The organism is Candidatus Pedobacter colombiensis (assembly GCA_029202485.1).
Taxonomy (GTDB): Bacteria; Bacteroidota; Bacteroidia; order Sphingobacteriales; family Sphingobacteriaceae; genus Pedobacter; species Pedobacter colombiensis.
The window spans coordinates 4,184,183-4,200,678 of record CP119313.1 but is presented as its reverse complement, the minus strand read 5'-3'; the positions used below and the strand labels follow the sequence as shown (position 1 = coordinate 4,200,678).

The window sequence follows — 16,496 nt, the reverse complement described above, 5'->3', positions numbered from 1 at the left end:
ATTCAAAGGTGCGGCACATTTTTTTAGAAAAAAATGTAGGATTCTGCCAAAATATTTCGAGAATTGTTGGCAGATTTTTACCCTTGCATTTCCAGAGTAACCATTTCTTTGCACGGTCTTTCAAAGCCCTTTGGAGATATCTCATAATATTTTTTAAAAGCTTTACTGAAATAGTGGGGTTCTTTGTAACCACTTAGTCTGGCTATTTCATAGATAGGTTTATTCGTTGTCAAGAGCAGTCTCAATGCTAAATCAATTCGCAGTTTGATAACCTGTTCATGAAGTGGAATTCCGAAAGCCATTTTCGCCAGCCGGGCAAGACTTCTTTCCGATACCATAAATCGGTCAGCAAGTTCGTGTACACTACTTGCTTTTTCAGATGTAAAGTTTTCGTGTATAAATTGGGCAATGGCAGTTGCCTTATGTTGCAGGTATTCATTATTGCAGTTTCGGCTGATAAGTTTATTGTAATATTTAGTAATACAATTGTTGATAAAAATATAGGTGCTGGCATCCATATTTAAGTGATTGACCTTCAGATCAGTTTTTTTTAGTAAATTAAATAAGCTTTTAGCGATGCCAAAAGAAGGAAGATTTACGCTACGCCTTTTTGGATTGTTGAAGAATGCTGTAAAAGATTTTAATTCTGCCAGCTTTTCAGATTTATAGATTAGCCATTCCGGACTAAAGGTAATCAGCATCATTTGATGCGCTCCTGCTGTTAGAGTTTCCCTATACTTCCCTTCAGATCTGTAGCATAAGTAACAGGAGTTTTGCCTTAGGTTAATGTACATGAAAAATGAAGGTTTAATTACCGAGAAGTCGATGTTAACCTCCTGTGTAAGCGTATATTCAAATAATTCGATATATGCCAGATAATGACTAAGAGATTGAATCAGGATGTCTCCCTCATTAATCTTGATTTTTTCAGCTTTTGCCATTCGTATGGGCACTGCGCTGTGCTGAGGTAGGGCATCAGGTGTCAGTGCCACCGATCTACCAGCTGCTAAATGAAGTTTGATGTGTGATTGCATTATTTACCCCTTTTTGAAAACGAGGTAAAGATGACATTGTAAGGTAAGGGAATGTTTAATAAGGTCAAGATTATTGCACTATTTTTCCTCCATGCAAAAGATTCTATAAAAGTTTTATTAGCTTTTTAATAAAGTTATATTTGAACTTTAGTACCGAAACAAATTAGACCATGCAAATTAAATCATTTGAAGAGTATCAAAAAACCTATCAGTATAGTGTAGATTATCCGGAACAGTTTTGGGAAGGGATTGCCAATAATTTTCAGTGGAGAAAAAAATGGAATAAAGTTTTATCCTGGAATTTTTCTGAACCCAATATCAAATGGTTTGAGGGGGCCAAGCTAAATATTACCGAGAATTGTTTAGATCGTCATTTAGCTGAAAATGGAGATAAACCAGCCATCATCTGGGAACCAAATGATCCGCAAAAAGAAAGTATAACCCTAAGCTATAAAATTTTACATGAACAAGTTTGTCGTTTTGGCAATGTTCTAAAAAAGAACGGTGTAAAAAAGGGCGACAGAGTATGTATATATATGCCAATGGTACCTGAACTTGCGGTTGCTGTATTGGCTTGTGCACGTATTGGTGCAGTTCATTCTGTTGTATTTGGTGGTTTTTCTGCTAAATCTATTGCTGATCGTATTAACGATGCAGAATGCAAAGTCGTGATTACCGCCGATGGAGCATATAGAGGAAACAAACAAATTCAGTTAAAAGAAGTCATTGATGATGCCCTGATTGGCTGTCCAACGGTTGAAAAGGTAATTGTCTTAACCCATACCCGTATGGCCGTGTCCATGCTGAAAGGTAGAGATGTTTGGTGGGAAGATGAAATTAAATTGGTGGATACCAATTGCCCTGCTGAAGAAATGGATGCTGAAGACATGTTGTTTATCCTGTATACATCAGGTTCGACCGGAAAACCTAAAGGTGTAGTACATACCATTGGTGGTTATATGGTTTATGCAGGATACACCTTCTCCAATGTATTCAATTATCAGCCAGACGAAGTCTTCTTTTGTACGGCCGATATTGGTTGGATTACCGGTCACTCTTACATCGTTTATGGTCCACTTTCACAGGGTGCGACAACCTTGATGTTTGAGGGAATTCCAACTTATCCAGATGCATCAAGAATGTGGCAGGTTGTCGAAAAACACAAAGTAAATATTCTATATACTGCGCCTACAGCCATCCGCTCATTAATGAGTTTTGGAGAAGAACCTCTAAAGGGCATTGATTTAAGCTCGCTGCGAGTTTTGGGGTCGGTAGGAGAACCAATAAATGAAGAAGCATGGCATTGGTTTGATGAGAACATCGGAAAAAGTAAATGTCCAATTGTAGATACCTGGTGGCAAACAGAAACCGGTGGTATCATGATCTCGCCAATAGCTTATGTTACGCCTACAAAACCAAGTTTTGCAACCCTGCCATTACCGGGGATACAACCAATTTTGGTGGATGAGCAAGGTAATGAAATTGCAGGTAATGGTGTAAATGGCAACCTATGTATCAAATTCCCATGGCCGGGAATGTTACGTACCACTTATGGTGATCACGAACGTTGTAAGCTAACCTATTTCTCTACCTATAAAGACCTTTACTTTACCGGTGATGGTTGTTTAAGAGATGAAGATGGTTATTATAGAATTACGGGTAGGGTAGATGATGTGATCAATGTATCAGGACATAGAATCGGTACTGCTGAAGTCGAGAATGCGATTAATATGCACGCCGGAGTGGTAGAAAGCGCTGTAGTTGGTTACCCACACGATGTAAAAGGACAAGGGATTTATGCTTTCGTGATCAATCCTAATGTACATACTGATGAGGATCTTACCAAAAAGGATATTTTACAAACGGTAACACGTGTTATTGGAGCAATTGCCAAACCGGATAAAATATTGTTTGTATCAGGTTTACCAAAAACCAGATCGGGTAAAATCATGCGTCGTATTCTAAGAAAGATAGCCGAAGGTGATACCAGTAATCTGGGCGATGTAACGACCTTGCTTGATCCGGCAGTCGTGGCCGAAATTGTTGAAAAAGCATCACAATTAAAATAAAATATAGGAAGGGGAATAGTGAACTGCTATTTCCCTTTTACTTCAAAAGTATAATCTCCATAAAGTACATCTTTGGTACTCACCCCTTGCACAATTACTTTGAATTTTCCGGTAATGTCACTAGTATAAAAAGTAATTTCTTTCTCATTCTTGTTCAGCAAGAATCCATTGTTCCAGTAAATGGTTGATACAAAAGCCGGTTCTAAAGGTTCGGCATAATCATTCATATAAAATTCCTTTTTTGAATAAATGCCATCCATAGCTACCATGCCTGGGTTAATGGCTACAGTTTCGCAACCCTGATAGACTATTGTCCCTCCACCACCGCTTATACGATAACTTTCACCCGCTACAGGCTGCCTGTTGTTTGAACTACCTACATGATTGAAACAGTTCAATATATTATAGCTGCAAACATAATCCCCACAAGCATTTGGGCCCCTAGGCGACCGAAAGTTATTGTTATTTCCAGAAGTAATCTGAACTTCCTTTAATCTTATTGCAGTTTCGTTACTCTTAAGAGAGAGTACATTGTTATTTTGAACTGATGAGGGAACTGCCCTGTATTCTGGTCCAAATAACTTCAAATAACTTTTGTTCAGGTTTGCGTAAGGGTCATTTATAGATAGCACATATCTATCCTTGTTTTTCTCACCCAGAAATATATACACCGGCTTTTCTTTTTCTACGGTAAGGTTGGCTGCTTTAAATTCAAAATAGCCCTGGTTATCTGTGTTATAGAGCTCTATTCCCAAATGATTTAAAATAGCAATCTGAATGGGTTGGCTTATTGGCTGTTTTTTGTTGGTAATTTGAATACTTAAGACCGTATTGTCGTACTTTTTATGGTGTCAGATGGTTTTGTTTGCATTAAATCCTGCCACGTATATTTACGCCAACCTTTTACCAGCAAAATGTCGTCCATATACCTCAGGTCTTCATAACCTCTTGTGATACTATAGGGAGGTAAAGCGGTTAGTGAACTTGCCAAATAAGTATAGCTTTCTATATCGGTATTAAGTTTAGATGATAGGCGGTTGTCTTGTACACAAGAGATAGAGACAATTGCCAGACTATCTGAATGGTTAAGTTTTAGTTTCAGCGTTACCTTTTTCCTTTGCTCATAAACTGGCTGATCTGATGAAATGGTTAGCTTGGATGTTGGGTTGTAATGTGCAAAGAACATCCTTTCTGCAAGCGGCCTGCCCAAACTATCAGAAATGGTTAATGTGGTGAGCCCCGTAGGAACCTCTTCAAGAGAGATTATTAAGTTAGTATCCGAACTTCTTGCATTAAGATGGTTGTAGATAAACGTCTCTTTAAAATTATGCACCCTAATAAAGAAGTGTTCATTTTGGGCGGTTCTGAGTTTTACCTTAAGGGTATCTTTTGCTGCGGCTTCAGCAATGTAAATGCCAATCCCCTTATCTAAGATAGGGGGTAGCAGGTAACTGCTATCTTTAAAACCTGAGTGTAATAGCTTTATTTTATAAATACTTCCTTTTTCCGGGTTCAGTAAAAAGCTGCCAATTCCATAGCTATTGGTTTCAATCGTATCAATTACTTTGTCATTTTTATAAAGCTGCGCCTTTAAAGAAACAACTGCAAGCTGTTGATCTTTGATCTCCACACCAACACGGCACTGAACTCCGTTAACTAAGTTCCCGCCTTCGGGATAAAAACCTACCCTGGCACTACGCTTTGTAACAGGCAGACTAAGGTTTAAAAAGCTACTGTCCTTGCCGTATCTTAGTTTTATATAAAGATTAGGATCGGGAATATTCTCCTGTTCATCCAATTTTAAGATGACCTCACCTGAAGCGTTGGTCTTTGTTTTTTTAGTGAGTTGTCCATAGCGGTAACTTACCTCAACAGGCTTTGGTAAAAAACGGGCATCTCTGGTAGTTACGGATAGTAGAACCTGATTTGGCTTTACGCCTATGATACCGGGCTCCAGTATCTTTAAGCCTGCATTAAAGCTTGGGTTGATATTTGTTTTTATCGTTATAGGTTGGATAAAAACAGCTTCAGGAACACCATTTACAACCCTGTTTGTACTCGCAAGAAGATGATAATCGCCTGCTAACATAGAATCGGGGAGTACCATACTTCCAAAAGACAAGCTTGTAGCCATTAGAAACTTTTGATGTTTAACAATTAAACTGTCCGAATTCCTGATCAAAGCAACCGACATGATGTTGTGTTGGTCAGTATTGGTGCCTGATTCTGTTAAAAGGTAGCCGGTAAACCATATCGTCTCATTGTTGGTATAAATGTTTTTATCATAGTGGACAAACAGACGAGGCGATGGGTTAGCTAGTTTGTAAAGGTAAAGCTGTTTGGCAAGAGGGTCGACCAATAATGGTTGTTCTTGCTGCGCAAAAGCAATATGACCGGAAAATAAGAATAACCATAAAATAAGATTTATCCGGTAGCGCATTAAATAAAGTTAGGATAAGGAATTTGAATATGCAATATGGGATACAAAGAAGCCGTACTAAATTGCTTTAATACGGCCTCCTTCTTATTTTATTTTGGTCGTTAATAACCAAAAATCTGTGTCAATGACAACTTGGTAACCGGACCAAACTTTTGCATATCCTCAGGTTTCGCATTTTTCTCTGAAGCAACGATGCAATAGGTATACGGCTTGTTGGCCACATTATTTTCATGAAATGATTTAATGTCACCAAAAGTCAATGGTTTTAATCCTGCATAGGTATCCATTCTGGAATCGTGATCGAAGCCTAATTTTTTATCGGTAAAATAAGCACCAATGATATCCTCTTTGGTAATTCTGCTTGTTTCAATTGCATTTAAGGCATTGTATTTCGAAGCTTCGAAAGCTTTATCGGTTTCAGGTAAATTGTTCAGCAATTCATTCATTCCTTTAACTGCATCATTCATTTTATCAGCCTGACAACCTACATAAGCCACCATTGCATATTGTTTCTCCTTTCTATCTGGAGCAGAGAATACTGCAAAAGTTGAATATGCCAGTGCTTTCGACTCTCTGATGGTTTGGAAAACTACCGAGCCCATACCACCACCAAAATAACTGTTAAATAAAGTTACTTTAGGTGCCCAGGTCGGGTTGTATAACCCAGCATTACGTACCCAGCGGATCTCTGACTGTACCATGTCATAATCAGCAAAATATACCTGGTTGGTTGTATTGTTTGCATAAGTGAATTTTTGAGCAGGAGTCACTGGAGTAAATTCCTTAGGCAAGCTATGTAATTTACCAATGGTTGTGGTAAATGTATTTAAGTGTAGCGGACCATAATAAGTGATGGTATGCTTGTAATTGTTAATATTGTGCAAGATATCCAGCAATTGGGCTGAAGTCATGTTTTTCACATCTTCATTGCTTAAAGTGTGATTAAATGGATTGTTCGCACCATATTGGGCATAACTGGTTAATCCATTAAGAATTGCACTTTTATTAAGTTTATTGTTTTCTCTCGATTTTAATATACGGCTCTTCAATTCTGCAAGCGCTTGCTCGTTGGCTTTGCAATTGGCAAAAATATGCTCAACCAAACTTACAGCCTTATCGAAGTTTTCCTGCAACCCGCTTATCGTAATAGAAGTAGTTTCATTACCCACGTTAAAGCTATAGTTGCAGGCAATATTATAAAACTCTTTGCTAATCTGTTCTGCACTGTATTTGTCGGTACTTAAAAAAGCCAGGTACTGGGCAGCATAGGGTTGAAGCTGGTAATTCCATGCCCCCATATCAAAGCGATAAGTTAGGCTAAAGATACTGTTGTCTTTGTTGTGAACAGTAATAACGTCTGCAATGCCCGATTTCCCGAAATCTAAATCTTTTTTGTAATCCAAAAATTTAGGAGCAATAGGTTTAACCGGCATTGAAAGTAAATTTTTTGCAAAATCCGATGTCTCAGCAGCATTCGTGTTTACCGGAGTGATTGCTGGTTTTTCAACCTTAACAATGCTTTTGTCTTCACCTTTGTGCTTGTATGCAACGACATAATTGTCTTTAAAAAACTGGTTGGCAAAGTCTACAATCTGTTTCTTGGTCACCTTGGCCATCGCATCAGGATTGTCTAACGATTTGTCCCAGTTTACACCGCGGTTAAGAATAAATTCGTTTGTTATCGCCTCAACACGGAAACTGTTTTTATCAAAAGCTTCCAATAAACCAAGCTTATTGTTTGCTACAGTAGCTTTAATTAAGCTTGCATCAAAATCTCCTTTTTTAAGGATGTTGATCTGATCAAGCAATAATTGCTTTGCCTGTTCCAGGGTTTGTCCTTGTTTAGGTTGTGCCGAAAGGGTGAAAATACCATAATCTTTCATTTGCTGATAGCCTGCACCGGCACCTAAAACTTTTTGTTGCTTATTTAAATTGATGTCCAGTAAGCCTGCTTTTCCATTAGATAGGATGCTGGAAATCAAATCCAATAGCATACTTTGCGTTGTGTTTTGAGCAAATCCTCTATAAGAGATTCTTACACTTTCTGCACTTGGACCGTAGATATCTAACTTCTGTACTTTTGTAAGCGGTTTTTCAGGAGCTGGGTTGTAAAGATCAAGTGGTTTTGGTTTCATGTAGGCAAATGATTTGTCTACTTTTTTAATCATCTCGTCCGGGTTAAAATCACCCGATAAAGCAATGATCATGTTATTTGGTACATAATACTTATCATAATATTTCTTGATTTCTACCAGCGATGGGTTTTTTAAATGTTCAACCGTACCAATAGTAGTTTGTTGTCCGTAATTATGAGTAGGGAATAACAATGCACTAGTTTGTTCATTTATCTTCCATGAATCATTATCCAGTCCACGGTTCTTTTCTTCGTATACAGCTTCCAGCTCAGTGTGGAAGATACGGAAGATTGGATTGCGGAAGCGTTCGGCTTGAAGCGCCAGAAATTGATCCGTTGCATTGGCAGGAAAATCTTCATTATAAACAGTTTCTTCGTACCAGGTATGTGCATTGGTAGATTGGCCACCAATTGCCTTCATCATTTTGTCGTACTCATTGGCGATAGAGTAGTTAGAAGCCAAACCCGATGTTTTATCAATTTCAGCATAGATCTCTTTGCGTTTTGCAGGGTCGGTGGTCTCATGATATTGCTCATAAAGTGCCGAAATCTTGTCGAGCAATGGTTTTTCTTTAGCAAAATCCATTGTGCCAAATTTATCCGTTCCCTTAAACAATAGATGCTCCAGATAATGGGCTAAACCTGTAGCATTACGCGGATCTGTGTTACTTCCTGCTCTTACCGCAAGTCGAAATTCGATGATTGGCTCTTTGGTGTTTTGAGAAAGCACTACAGTTAATCCATTCTTTAACGTATAGAAGCGGGCTTTTGTCGGGTCGTTGGTTACATACTTATAGGTATATCCCCCAGATGATGCCGTTTTCCATTGGTAGGCAGATTGCGCCATTAAGCTCGAACCTGTTATCAGCAAACAGACAAGCAGCAGTAATTTGTTCTTCATTATAATAAGTTATTTGTAAGTTTTTTTTAGTCACAATAGTTTATCGTAACTCATAGTCAAATATAAGTCGAATGCTAAACTTTTTATCTGAATTCTTGTACTTTTACAGCTACAAATGTAGTTTGTTAAGCAAATTCATCAAGAATGGTGAATATGGCATATTGCCGGGACTTAATAACTGTTTCAGATCTTTAATATATACGCATGAAGAAGCAAAATTCAAAACCCAATATTTTAGTAGTGAATGATGATGGTATTACAGCGCCAGGGATTAAAAACCTGATTGATGTAATGATGGAATTGGGGAATGTGGTAGTTGTGGCACCTGATGGGCCGCAGTCGGGCATGGGTCATGCCATTACTATTGGAAAGCCATTGCGTTTTGATCGTGTTGACTTATATCCGGGAGTAGAAATGTACAAATGTTCAGGTACTCCTGTAGATTGTGTAAAACTGGCAGTAAATAAAATATTTAAAGGTAAAAAACCGGATCTATGTGTGTCGGGGATCAACCATGGTTTAAACAATTCGATCAACGTTATATATTCCGGAACCATGTCGGCGGCTGTAGAAGGTGCAATAGAAAATATTCCATCAATAGGCTTTTCATTGGATGATTTTGCTCAGGAGGCAGACTTTAGCCATTGTAAAAGATTCATCAAAACCATTTCCTTACAGGTTTTGGAACATGGATTGCCACAAGCAACATTGTTAAATGTGAATTTTCCTAATGGACCCGATCTGAAGGGAATTAAGATTTGCAGGCAGGCAAATGCCAAATGGGCTGAAGAATTTGATGAACGTAAAGATCCTCACAATCGTCCGTATTACTGGCTTACCGGCGTTTTTCAAAACAATGATAAGGGCGAGGATACAGATGTTTGGGCATTGGATCATGGATATGTGTCGGTAGTGCCGGTACAATTTGACCTTACTGCACATCACGCCATTCCTGTCTTGAACAGTTGGAATTTCGATGTTCCTCCAGCTGCTGCACCTCATGGATCTTCACTTGGATAACTATGACATTAGGGAATCGCTTAGCACAAATAAAAAATTCTGTATTTATTGGCTTGGGTATCGGGTTAGTGATACCCGGAATATTACTTTCGGGAGTATGGTACCTGATGCATAGATTTGCTTTTTTAGCAAAAGCTGATTTGTTGCTGATCGGATGTATTGCCGTGAATGCAGTATTTATGCATTACTTTTTTAAATTAAATAAGGACAATATTGGTCGGGGCATTATCAGTGCTACTTTCCTATGGGCCTTTGCATTCTTTTTTTATAAAATAACCCAGTCATGAGGTATTATTTAGTAGCAGGAGAGGCTTCAGGAGATTTGCATGGCGCTAATTTAATGAAGGCATTAAAGGCTGAAGATGCAAAAGCTGATTTTAGGTATTATGGGGGCAATAAAATGCTGGCCGAAGGTGGAATACTGGATAAACATTATTCCGAAATGGCTTTTATGGGCTTTACCGAAGTGCTTTTAAACTTGCGTACCATTTTTAAAAATCTAAAAGCCTGCAAAGCTGCTATCCTGGCTTATAAACCAGATGTACTGATCCTCATTGATTTTCCCGGTTTCAATTTAAAGATTGCCGAGTTCGCCAAAGCCAACGGCATTAAAGTTTGCTATTATATTTCACCAAAAGTTTGGGCCTGGAACCAGAAGCGAGTACTTAAAATAAAACGGATCGTAGATAAGCTATTCTGTATTTTGCCTTTCGAAGTCGATTTTTATAAAAGCTGGGGTATGGAGGTAGATTATGTGGGCAATCCATTGCTGGATGAAATTGCACAGTTTACGCCAGACATGGAGTTTCGCAAAAAATATCATCTCGAAGGGGATGTGATAGCCTTATTGCCGGGTAGCCGTAAACAGGAGATAGAGCGATTATTGCCGGATATGCTTAGTGTTACACAAAGTTTCCCTGGTTATCGTTTCGTAGTTGCAGCAGCACCGAGTTTTGATGAAGCCTATTATAAACAATTTATTAAATCGGATAATGTAACTTTGGTCTTTGCACAAACCTATAACCTGCTTCATGTAGCCAAAGCAGCAATTGTTGCATCGGGTACAGCTACACTCGAAACTGCTTTGTTTCATGTACCTCAGGTTGTAGTTTACAGAGGTGGGGCTATTTCTGTGGCTATCGCCCGGGCATTAGTCAAAATCAGATTTATATCTCTCGTTAATTTAATCATGGATAGGGCCGTAGTTACGGAGTTGATCCAGAACGATTGCAATACGACAAATATTACCAATGTGCTTAAGGAGATACTCAGCGGAGTTGAAAGAACGCAAATGCTTAGCGATTATAAAGAGCTATCTGCAAAAATGGGTACAGCAGGCGCTTCAGGACGTACCGCTAAGCTTATTCTCAACTATTTGGCAACGTTCACCCCTCGTCTATACCAAAAAAAGGAGATATCTGATGAATGAATTTTTTCATTTAAAACAAGGCTAAAGCTTATGGTCTGATTAGAAAGTTTGAAATCCTGGATGCTGATATCATCAGAATAATTGATCCGCTTAAAAAGTATCCCGTAATAGTACAACCAGTAAGTAACGTTTTTTGTAGTAACGTCAGCATCATTTGAATTAATGAGCACCATTTACTTAGTTTTTATAATTAGAAGGAAGAACTAATCCGAGGGCTTGAACGGTTTTTAGTGGGGCCAATCCAATTTCTGCTCTTTTTTGGTCTACGTTTTCGATTTGCTCAACAGGGGTTATAATTCTTTTTCCTGATTTTGAATCATATTCCCAATAGGACCCATAAATCTGTTTTAAACCTCTGATTACCTGGTTCCGGTCTACAAGGTTGGCCATCCAAAAGGGCTCAAAAGTTCCTTTGAGTACGGAGATTTTGATTAATGGTTCAAAGTATTCCAGGTCATCTTTGTCTTTAAGACCATCGTTAAGTAAGTGGGAGAGGAGAATATACATTGCAACTGCGCCATCTTCTCCAACTTTATCGCGGTCTGGGAAGCCAATTTTTTTAACAATAGCATATACCTGTTCGCTGTTTTCTATATCTGAAGAATGAACTATAGAATCTCTTTTTAGTTCGGGAAAATACTCCATTAAATTTCTCACATCTTGATCTTTTTGCAGTAAAGTGACGAGCTTTAGTCGCTCTTCCTGAAAAGGGATTGAAGAATTATATTCTTTCCTGTAAATGTCATATATCTTCGCCCAACTAGTACTTTCTTTGAATTTTTTATTAATAGCGCTGTCATTCAGTAGTTTATCTATGTTTGCTCCTTTTAAAATGCCTGATTTTAGATATTTTTCTGCTTCGTTGTTTTTCTGCTGATGAAGAAGAACCGAAATTAGATCGATGTATAGATCTGGGTTACCGGAATAGATGGTTAATGCTTGAAGATAGGTCTTTTCTGCAAGATTGAAACTACTTGATTTCTTATAATCATCACCCCGTTGGTAGAGTTGATGAAATTTTGAGATTTTTTGAGAATAACTAAAGTTAGAAAAAGAAGATAAAAAGAGGCAAAGTATAATAATTCTTATTTTCATGGAATTTTTCCAGTCACTGCCATCCTGTTTCGTCGATAAGTCGTTTGTATCTGAAGCTGTTCCTGCAAGTGACGTGCCTTGTTGAGTATGAATTAGGAATACATGGCTTAGAAGACAGATTTTAAGGTGAGAACGTAATTTCATGATTTTTCTTTTAGTAGAATAATGGAGTAACTAGAGACAATATATAAAAAATTTAATTGAGACCATTTTTTTTGAGGATTTAAATACAAAGATATTTAATGCCCATTCTCGAACCTGCGTATATTGAAACTTAGAAAGTCGAAACCTTCATCAATAGGTGTAATCTTTGTCTTCTCATCAGAAAGGGGTAGACCTATCAAGCTCCCCAAAGCTTGTTTCTGAAAATATCGAAAGTTTGCCTCAGATGTTGATTGAATAGTATAAGGGCAACAATAATGATCAATCCTATACCAACTATAGTAAATATTTCCATGTTGGATAACAGCATGGCTTGTTTTGATATTTGCCTGGTAATTTGTTGCAGAGCCAATGTGTTGGCTTCACTGGTTGAGAAGCCCTTACCTAAAAAGTTTTGGGTATACTGCGTCATTTTATCCTGAATAACAGGATCATCCGGCCTTATAAACTGTTGAAGTTTGGTTCTATGATTTTGCTCAAAATAAACCTGAAGGTTTTGCATAAGACAAAAACCTATTGTACTTCCCAAAAATCTCCCCGTTACACCAACCGTTCCTGAGAATGGAGCCAATGGAGTGGGAACCGAGGAAACAGTAAACAATACCAGGGGGACGAAGAGTATTCCAACGGCTACACCTTGTAGTATATAAGGGAAGATGATATGAGATAAAGAAGCATCTGACACAAATAGAAAGGTAAACCAAAGGTGGTAAATCGCCATTAAGGAAAATCCCAGGATAAAAATATATCGGGTAGCTACCACTCGCGACAACAGTACTCCTGCAATGGCAATGCCTATTATGTTACCTGCTGCATTTAAATATTGTACATGTGCTATTCTGATAGGTTCCCAGTTCCATACCTTGCTCATGGTACTGTGACAGATGTTTAATGTAGCCCTTGAGATGTAAAATATAATAAACAGGGCTAAGCCTGTTCTTAAATTTGCATAGCGAAACACTGCCATGTCAAAGCATGGGCGCTTAACCAATAATTGTCTTACTGTAAATAAGGCTGCAGTTACAACTGTAACTAGGGTGGCAATAATGATTTGCGTAGATTGGAACCAATACTTCTTTTCTCCATAAACCAATACAAATGCTCCGCATAATATGGCAGCATGGAACAATATGAAACTAGCCCAGTCTACCTGATATAAAGGTGTCTTTTTATGAAAACGGTGACCATTAAAGGTTAGCAATATCAATGCAACGCACAGAAACTGAAAAAACGCTGATCCGTAGGCCATATATTTCCAGTCATAATTTTCCAATAGCCAGACCACGATGTTCATAATAAATGGAGAGGCAATTAAAAGCGAACCGTAAGTGAGTGAGAAGACAATGATAATTGCATTTTTAGATTTAAACCTTGTTAACAGCAACATCCGTAGTGGGATCCAGGGTAGCGCCATCAATACGCCCTCGGCCATCCTGAGCATAATAAAAAGGACATAATCATGTGTATAACCAGAAATGATAAAAGTAAGGGCCGCCAGAAAGTAAATGGTCATAAAGTAATTCCGGGTAGGGAAGAACTTAAAAATGCGACTTTCGATCATAATGGTAGCCAGAAAGGTCCCATAAGTAATGCTCATTGCATACTGCATGTCTTCAACCTCAACATCTAAAAAGCTTGCAGAGTAAGTCATATTGGCCGTGTAAAGTCCCAACAAAACCATAGAATGTAACATGCAGAAGATCAGCACCGCTTTTATGCCCCAGTTGGGAACCCAGGGCTTGAATACGCTATTGGCAGACATATTTAGTGTTGATGGTTAGCAATTACGATAACATTCATTCCGGCACGTAAAAAGTTTGTTTCTTTTTCTGGGTCAGTTAATTTGATTCGTACGGGGATGCGCTGTTCAATTTTTACAAAATTGCCGGTAGCATTATCCGGAGGGAGCAAGGAGAACCTTGCTCCACTGGCAGGAGAAAAAGATTCGATGGTACCATTAAACACGCGATCGCCACTTGCATCAGCCTTAAAAGTTACCCGTTGTCCGACAGTTATTTTTCCAATTTGGGTTTCTTTGTAGTTTGCCATCACCCACTTTTCTTTGCTTACTACTGATACGAGTGTTTGCCCTTCTTTAATCAATTGGCCAGGCTGAACAGTTTTTTTTCCTACCCAACCGTCATAAGGTGCAGTGATAAAAGTGTAGGAAAGGTACAGTGCTGCATAATCAACCGCTGCTTTTTTTGCGCCCACCAGTGTTCTGGCAGCCGGAACTTTTGCCGATGCTTCCAGCGTGTTTAGTTTGGCCGTTTTAATAGCTTGAAGTATTTTATGGTGATTGGCTACCGCAGATTCATAATTCGATTTCATCAACTCTACTTGTTGAGCAGTTGTGGCATCAGCTTTAAATAATGCCGTATAGCGCTTGTATTCCTGTTCGGTTTTCCAAAGCTCGGAATTTGCCGCATCTAGTTCCGATTGTTTGATACCGATATTACTCTGGGTGGTTGCTACGTTTTTTTGAAGTACAGTTACGTTCTCTTTGGTATATGCTATATCTGCCTGAGCCTGGTCAAGATGCGATTTGTATTCATTTCCATCAATAATAATAAGCGTATCACCTTTGCGTACAAACTGGTTTTCTATATATCTTACTTCTTTTACATAACCACTTATACGCGTAGCAACAGGTGTTACATATTGGTCAATCTGGGCATCGTTGGTTTCTTCATTATTGTTGTAAAAGATGAAGAACCAAATCCCCATAATGATGCCCGAAGCAGCAATTAGACTGGCAAGAATGGTAAATAACAGATGGAATGGACTGTGTGATTTGGGAGCTTTTTTAGCACTCATTTTGGTAGCGTATTTAGGTTAAAAGGATTAAAGCAAGCCGGCAGCATAGCGCAGTTCAAAGTGTTTCATTAAAGCATCAATGCGGGTAGCAGCAGTGTTAAACTTAGCTTGCAATAAAGCATTGTCTGCGTCTATCATGTCTGTTATCAATGCCAGCTGATTAAGGTATTTCAGTTTTACGATGCGATAGTTTTCGGCAGCTTGCAGTTTCGCTTTTTCTGTTACCGGCAACTTGTCCATAATTTCCAGGTACTGGGTGTATTGCTTAAAAATCTGGTCTTTGATCTCGTCATTTGCTATAGCTGTTGCAATTTTTTGTTCTGCAATCTTTTTGTTGGCTATGTGCATCTTTGTTTTATTCTTGTATAAATTAGAGAGGCTAAAGCTGGCTTCAATACCTACTTTTCCGAGTGTGTAGATGTAAGGATTGGGCGGGAAGAACATGTAATTTGGATAATTGAATCCATAAGAAGCAATAAGGGATATTTTGGGATAATAATTGCCTTTAGCCAATCTGCGTTCTGTTAACCCGATGGCTTCTTCTTGTTTGGCAATACGTATTTCTTCCTTATTCTGGGCTGCGGTTAGATAAGTTTCATAACTGTCCAGAGATAGATTCTGATTGAGTAAGTTAGTGGTATTTATTTCGAATGACTCATCCTCAGGTAATTGTAATAATGTCTGTAATTCATGTTCGCCAATTGCGATGTTTTTTTGATTAGAAAGTAGCTTTAGTTGCATGTCAGACAACTGCAACTCAGCACGTAGTACCTCATTACCTGTAACTGTGCCTTGCTTTTTAAATGCCCTTACTTCTCGCAAACGGTCCTCTTCCTCCTTAATGTTCTCTACAATGATCTTTTGCAGTTCCATTAGTTTAAAAACACCTAAAAAGGTGGCAGTTACCTGTATCTGAATGTCGTGTTTAGTCTTTTCAATTTTTAGAAGTCCAATGGCATTTTGTTGTTCCGCTTTTTTTACGGCATATTTAATTTCTCCACCATTGTATATTGGCATTTTTCCAAAGGCTGATACATCGGCCCACTCAGGAATCGTTGTGGTTACAGCCTTGTCGCTCAGTCCTTTTTTAAATTCTGTTAAATCAGTTATTCTGGCGTATGAGGTGTGGAAATCAATTTCAGGTAGCCTTTGTTCCTGCTTTTCTTTAATGTTTTCTGCTATAATTTCCTGCTGTACACTAGCTCGATGAACCTGATGATTTTGCGCTTTAGCGATGTTCAGAGCTTCATCAAGCGTGATTTTATGAACAGTCTGTCCGTAAGTTGGTGCAGCTGTTGTGAAGAGTGTGGCTGTATAAATAGCCGTTAAAATAAGTAAACCCCTTATATTAAGGGAACGCTTGTCCATTTGTTATGAATTTTCACTACAAAGTTG

The 16,496-nt window shown here is 38.4% G+C and carries 12 protein-coding genes; 4 read left to right on the top strand and 8 right to left on the bottom strand.

From position 1 onward, the window contains the following. Positions 1-77: 77 nt before the first annotated feature. On the bottom strand, positions 78-1,034 hold the full coding sequence (locus P0Y49_17610) for a helix-turn-helix transcriptional regulator (GenBank protein WEK18608.1): 957 nt from the start codon (positions 1,032-1,034) through the stop codon (positions 78-80). Positions 1,035-1,204: 170 nt separating this feature from the next. Between P0Y49_17610 and acs the strand changes: the two genes are divergently transcribed. Continuing rightward, a complete protein-coding gene (acs, locus tag P0Y49_17605; GenBank protein ID WEK18607.1) occupies positions 1,205-3,103 on the top strand; it encodes an acetate--CoA ligase in 1,899 nt (632 codons plus the stop codon). A 26-nt stretch (positions 3,104-3,129) separates the two neighbouring features. Here the strand turns inward: acs and P0Y49_17600 are convergent, their stop codons facing one another. The 3 genes from P0Y49_17600 to P0Y49_17590 form a co-directional block, all read right to left on the bottom strand. Further along, positions 3,130-3,858, bottom strand: a complete 729-nt coding sequence (locus P0Y49_17600; GenBank protein WEK18606.1) for a hypothetical protein — start codon at positions 3,856-3,858, stop codon at positions 3,130-3,132. A 65-nt stretch (positions 3,859-3,923) separates the two neighbouring features. Beyond that, a complete protein-coding gene (locus tag P0Y49_17595) occupies positions 3,924-5,543 on the bottom strand; it encodes a hypothetical protein (protein ID WEK18605.1) in 1,620 nt (539 codons plus the stop codon). A 101-nt stretch (positions 5,544-5,644) separates the two neighbouring features. Next, a complete protein-coding gene (locus P0Y49_17590) occupies positions 5,645-8,578 on the bottom strand; it encodes an insulinase family protein (protein ID WEK18604.1) in 2,934 nt (977 codons plus the stop codon). 204 nt (positions 8,579-8,782) lie between these two features. Between P0Y49_17590 and surE the strand changes: the two genes are divergently transcribed. Genes surE through lpxB form a run of 3 tightly spaced genes read left to right on the top strand, consistent with a single transcriptional unit; the run spans position 8,783 to position 11,027 of the window. Beyond that, complete coding sequence (surE, locus tag P0Y49_17585; GenBank protein WEK18603.1) at positions 8,783-9,598, top strand: 5'/3'-nucleotidase SurE; 816 nt, start codon at positions 8,783-8,785, stop codon at positions 9,596-9,598. A 2-nt stretch (positions 9,599-9,600) separates the two neighbouring features. Then, positions 9,601-9,885, top strand: coding sequence for a stationary phase survival protein SurE (locus P0Y49_17580; GenBank protein ID WEK18602.1), 285 nt, complete (start codon positions 9,601-9,603; stop codon positions 9,883-9,885). After that, positions 9,882-11,027, top strand: coding sequence for a lipid-A-disaccharide synthase (lpxB, locus tag P0Y49_17575; protein WEK18601.1), 1,146 nt, complete (start codon positions 9,882-9,884; stop codon positions 11,025-11,027). Before P0Y49_17580 ends, lpxB begins: the two co-directional genes overlap by 4 nt. A 177-nt stretch (positions 11,028-11,204) precedes the next feature. Here lpxB and P0Y49_17570 read toward each other — a convergent pair whose 3' ends face one another. The 4 genes from P0Y49_17570 to P0Y49_17555 all read right to left on the bottom strand — a co-directional run bounded on the left by P0Y49_17570 (position 11,205) and on the right by P0Y49_17555 (position 16,469). After that, positions 11,205-12,266 (bottom strand): hypothetical protein, encoded by a 1,062-nt coding sequence (locus P0Y49_17570; GenBank protein ID WEK18600.1) that lies wholly within the window; start codon positions 12,264-12,266, stop codon positions 11,205-11,207. 196 nt (positions 12,267-12,462) lie between these two features. After that, on the bottom strand, positions 12,463-14,046 hold the full coding sequence (locus P0Y49_17565; protein WEK18599.1) for an MFS transporter: 1,584 nt from the start codon (positions 14,044-14,046) through the stop codon (positions 12,463-12,465). Between the two features lie 2 nt (positions 14,047-14,048). Next, positions 14,049-15,101, bottom strand: a complete 1,053-nt coding sequence (locus tag P0Y49_17560; GenBank protein ID WEK18598.1) for an HlyD family secretion protein — start codon at positions 15,099-15,101, stop codon at positions 14,049-14,051. A gap of 27 nt (positions 15,102-15,128) precedes the next feature. Continuing rightward, positions 15,129-16,469 (bottom strand): TolC family protein, encoded by a 1,341-nt coding sequence (locus tag P0Y49_17555; GenBank protein WEK18597.1) that lies wholly within the window; start codon positions 16,467-16,469, stop codon positions 15,129-15,131. Between the last annotated feature and the right edge of the window lie 27 nt (positions 16,470-16,496).

Bases quoted from the DNA above. Each gene is read 5' to 3' on its own strand.
- acs (WEK18607.1), top strand. From the start codon at position 1,205: ATGCAAATTAAATCATTTGAAGAGTATCAAAAAACCTATCAGTATAGT.
- P0Y49_17590 (WEK18604.1), bottom strand. From the start codon at position 8,578: ATGAAGAACAAATTACTGCTGCTTGTCTGTTTGCTGATAACAGGTTCG.
- surE (WEK18603.1), top strand. From the start codon at position 8,783: ATGAAGAAGCAAAATTCAAAACCCAATATTTTAGTAGTGAATGATGAT.
- lpxB (WEK18601.1), top strand. From the start codon at position 9,882: ATGAGGTATTATTTAGTAGCAGGAGAGGCTTCAGGAGATTTGCATGGC.
- P0Y49_17570 (WEK18600.1), bottom strand. From the start codon at position 12,266: ATGAAATTACGTTCTCACCTTAAAATCTGTCTTCTAAGCCATGTATTC.
- P0Y49_17580 (WEK18602.1), top strand. From the start codon at position 9,601: ATGACATTAGGGAATCGCTTAGCACAAATAAAAAATTCTGTATTTATT.
- P0Y49_17560 (WEK18598.1), bottom strand. From the start codon at position 15,101: ATGAGTGCTAAAAAAGCTCCCAAATCACACAGTCCATTCCATCTGTTA.
- P0Y49_17610 (WEK18608.1), bottom strand. From the start codon at position 1,034: ATGCAATCACACATCAAACTTCATTTAGCAGCTGGTAGATCGGTGGCA.
- P0Y49_17565 (WEK18599.1), bottom strand. From the start codon at position 14,046: ATGTCTGCCAATAGCGTATTCAAGCCCTGGGTTCCCAACTGGGGCATA.
- P0Y49_17555 (WEK18597.1), bottom strand. From the start codon at position 16,469: ATGGACAAGCGTTCCCTTAATATAAGGGGTTTACTTATTTTAACGGCT.
- P0Y49_17595 (WEK18605.1), bottom strand. From the start codon at position 5,543: ATGCGCTACCGGATAAATCTTATTTTATGGTTATTCTTATTTTCCGGT.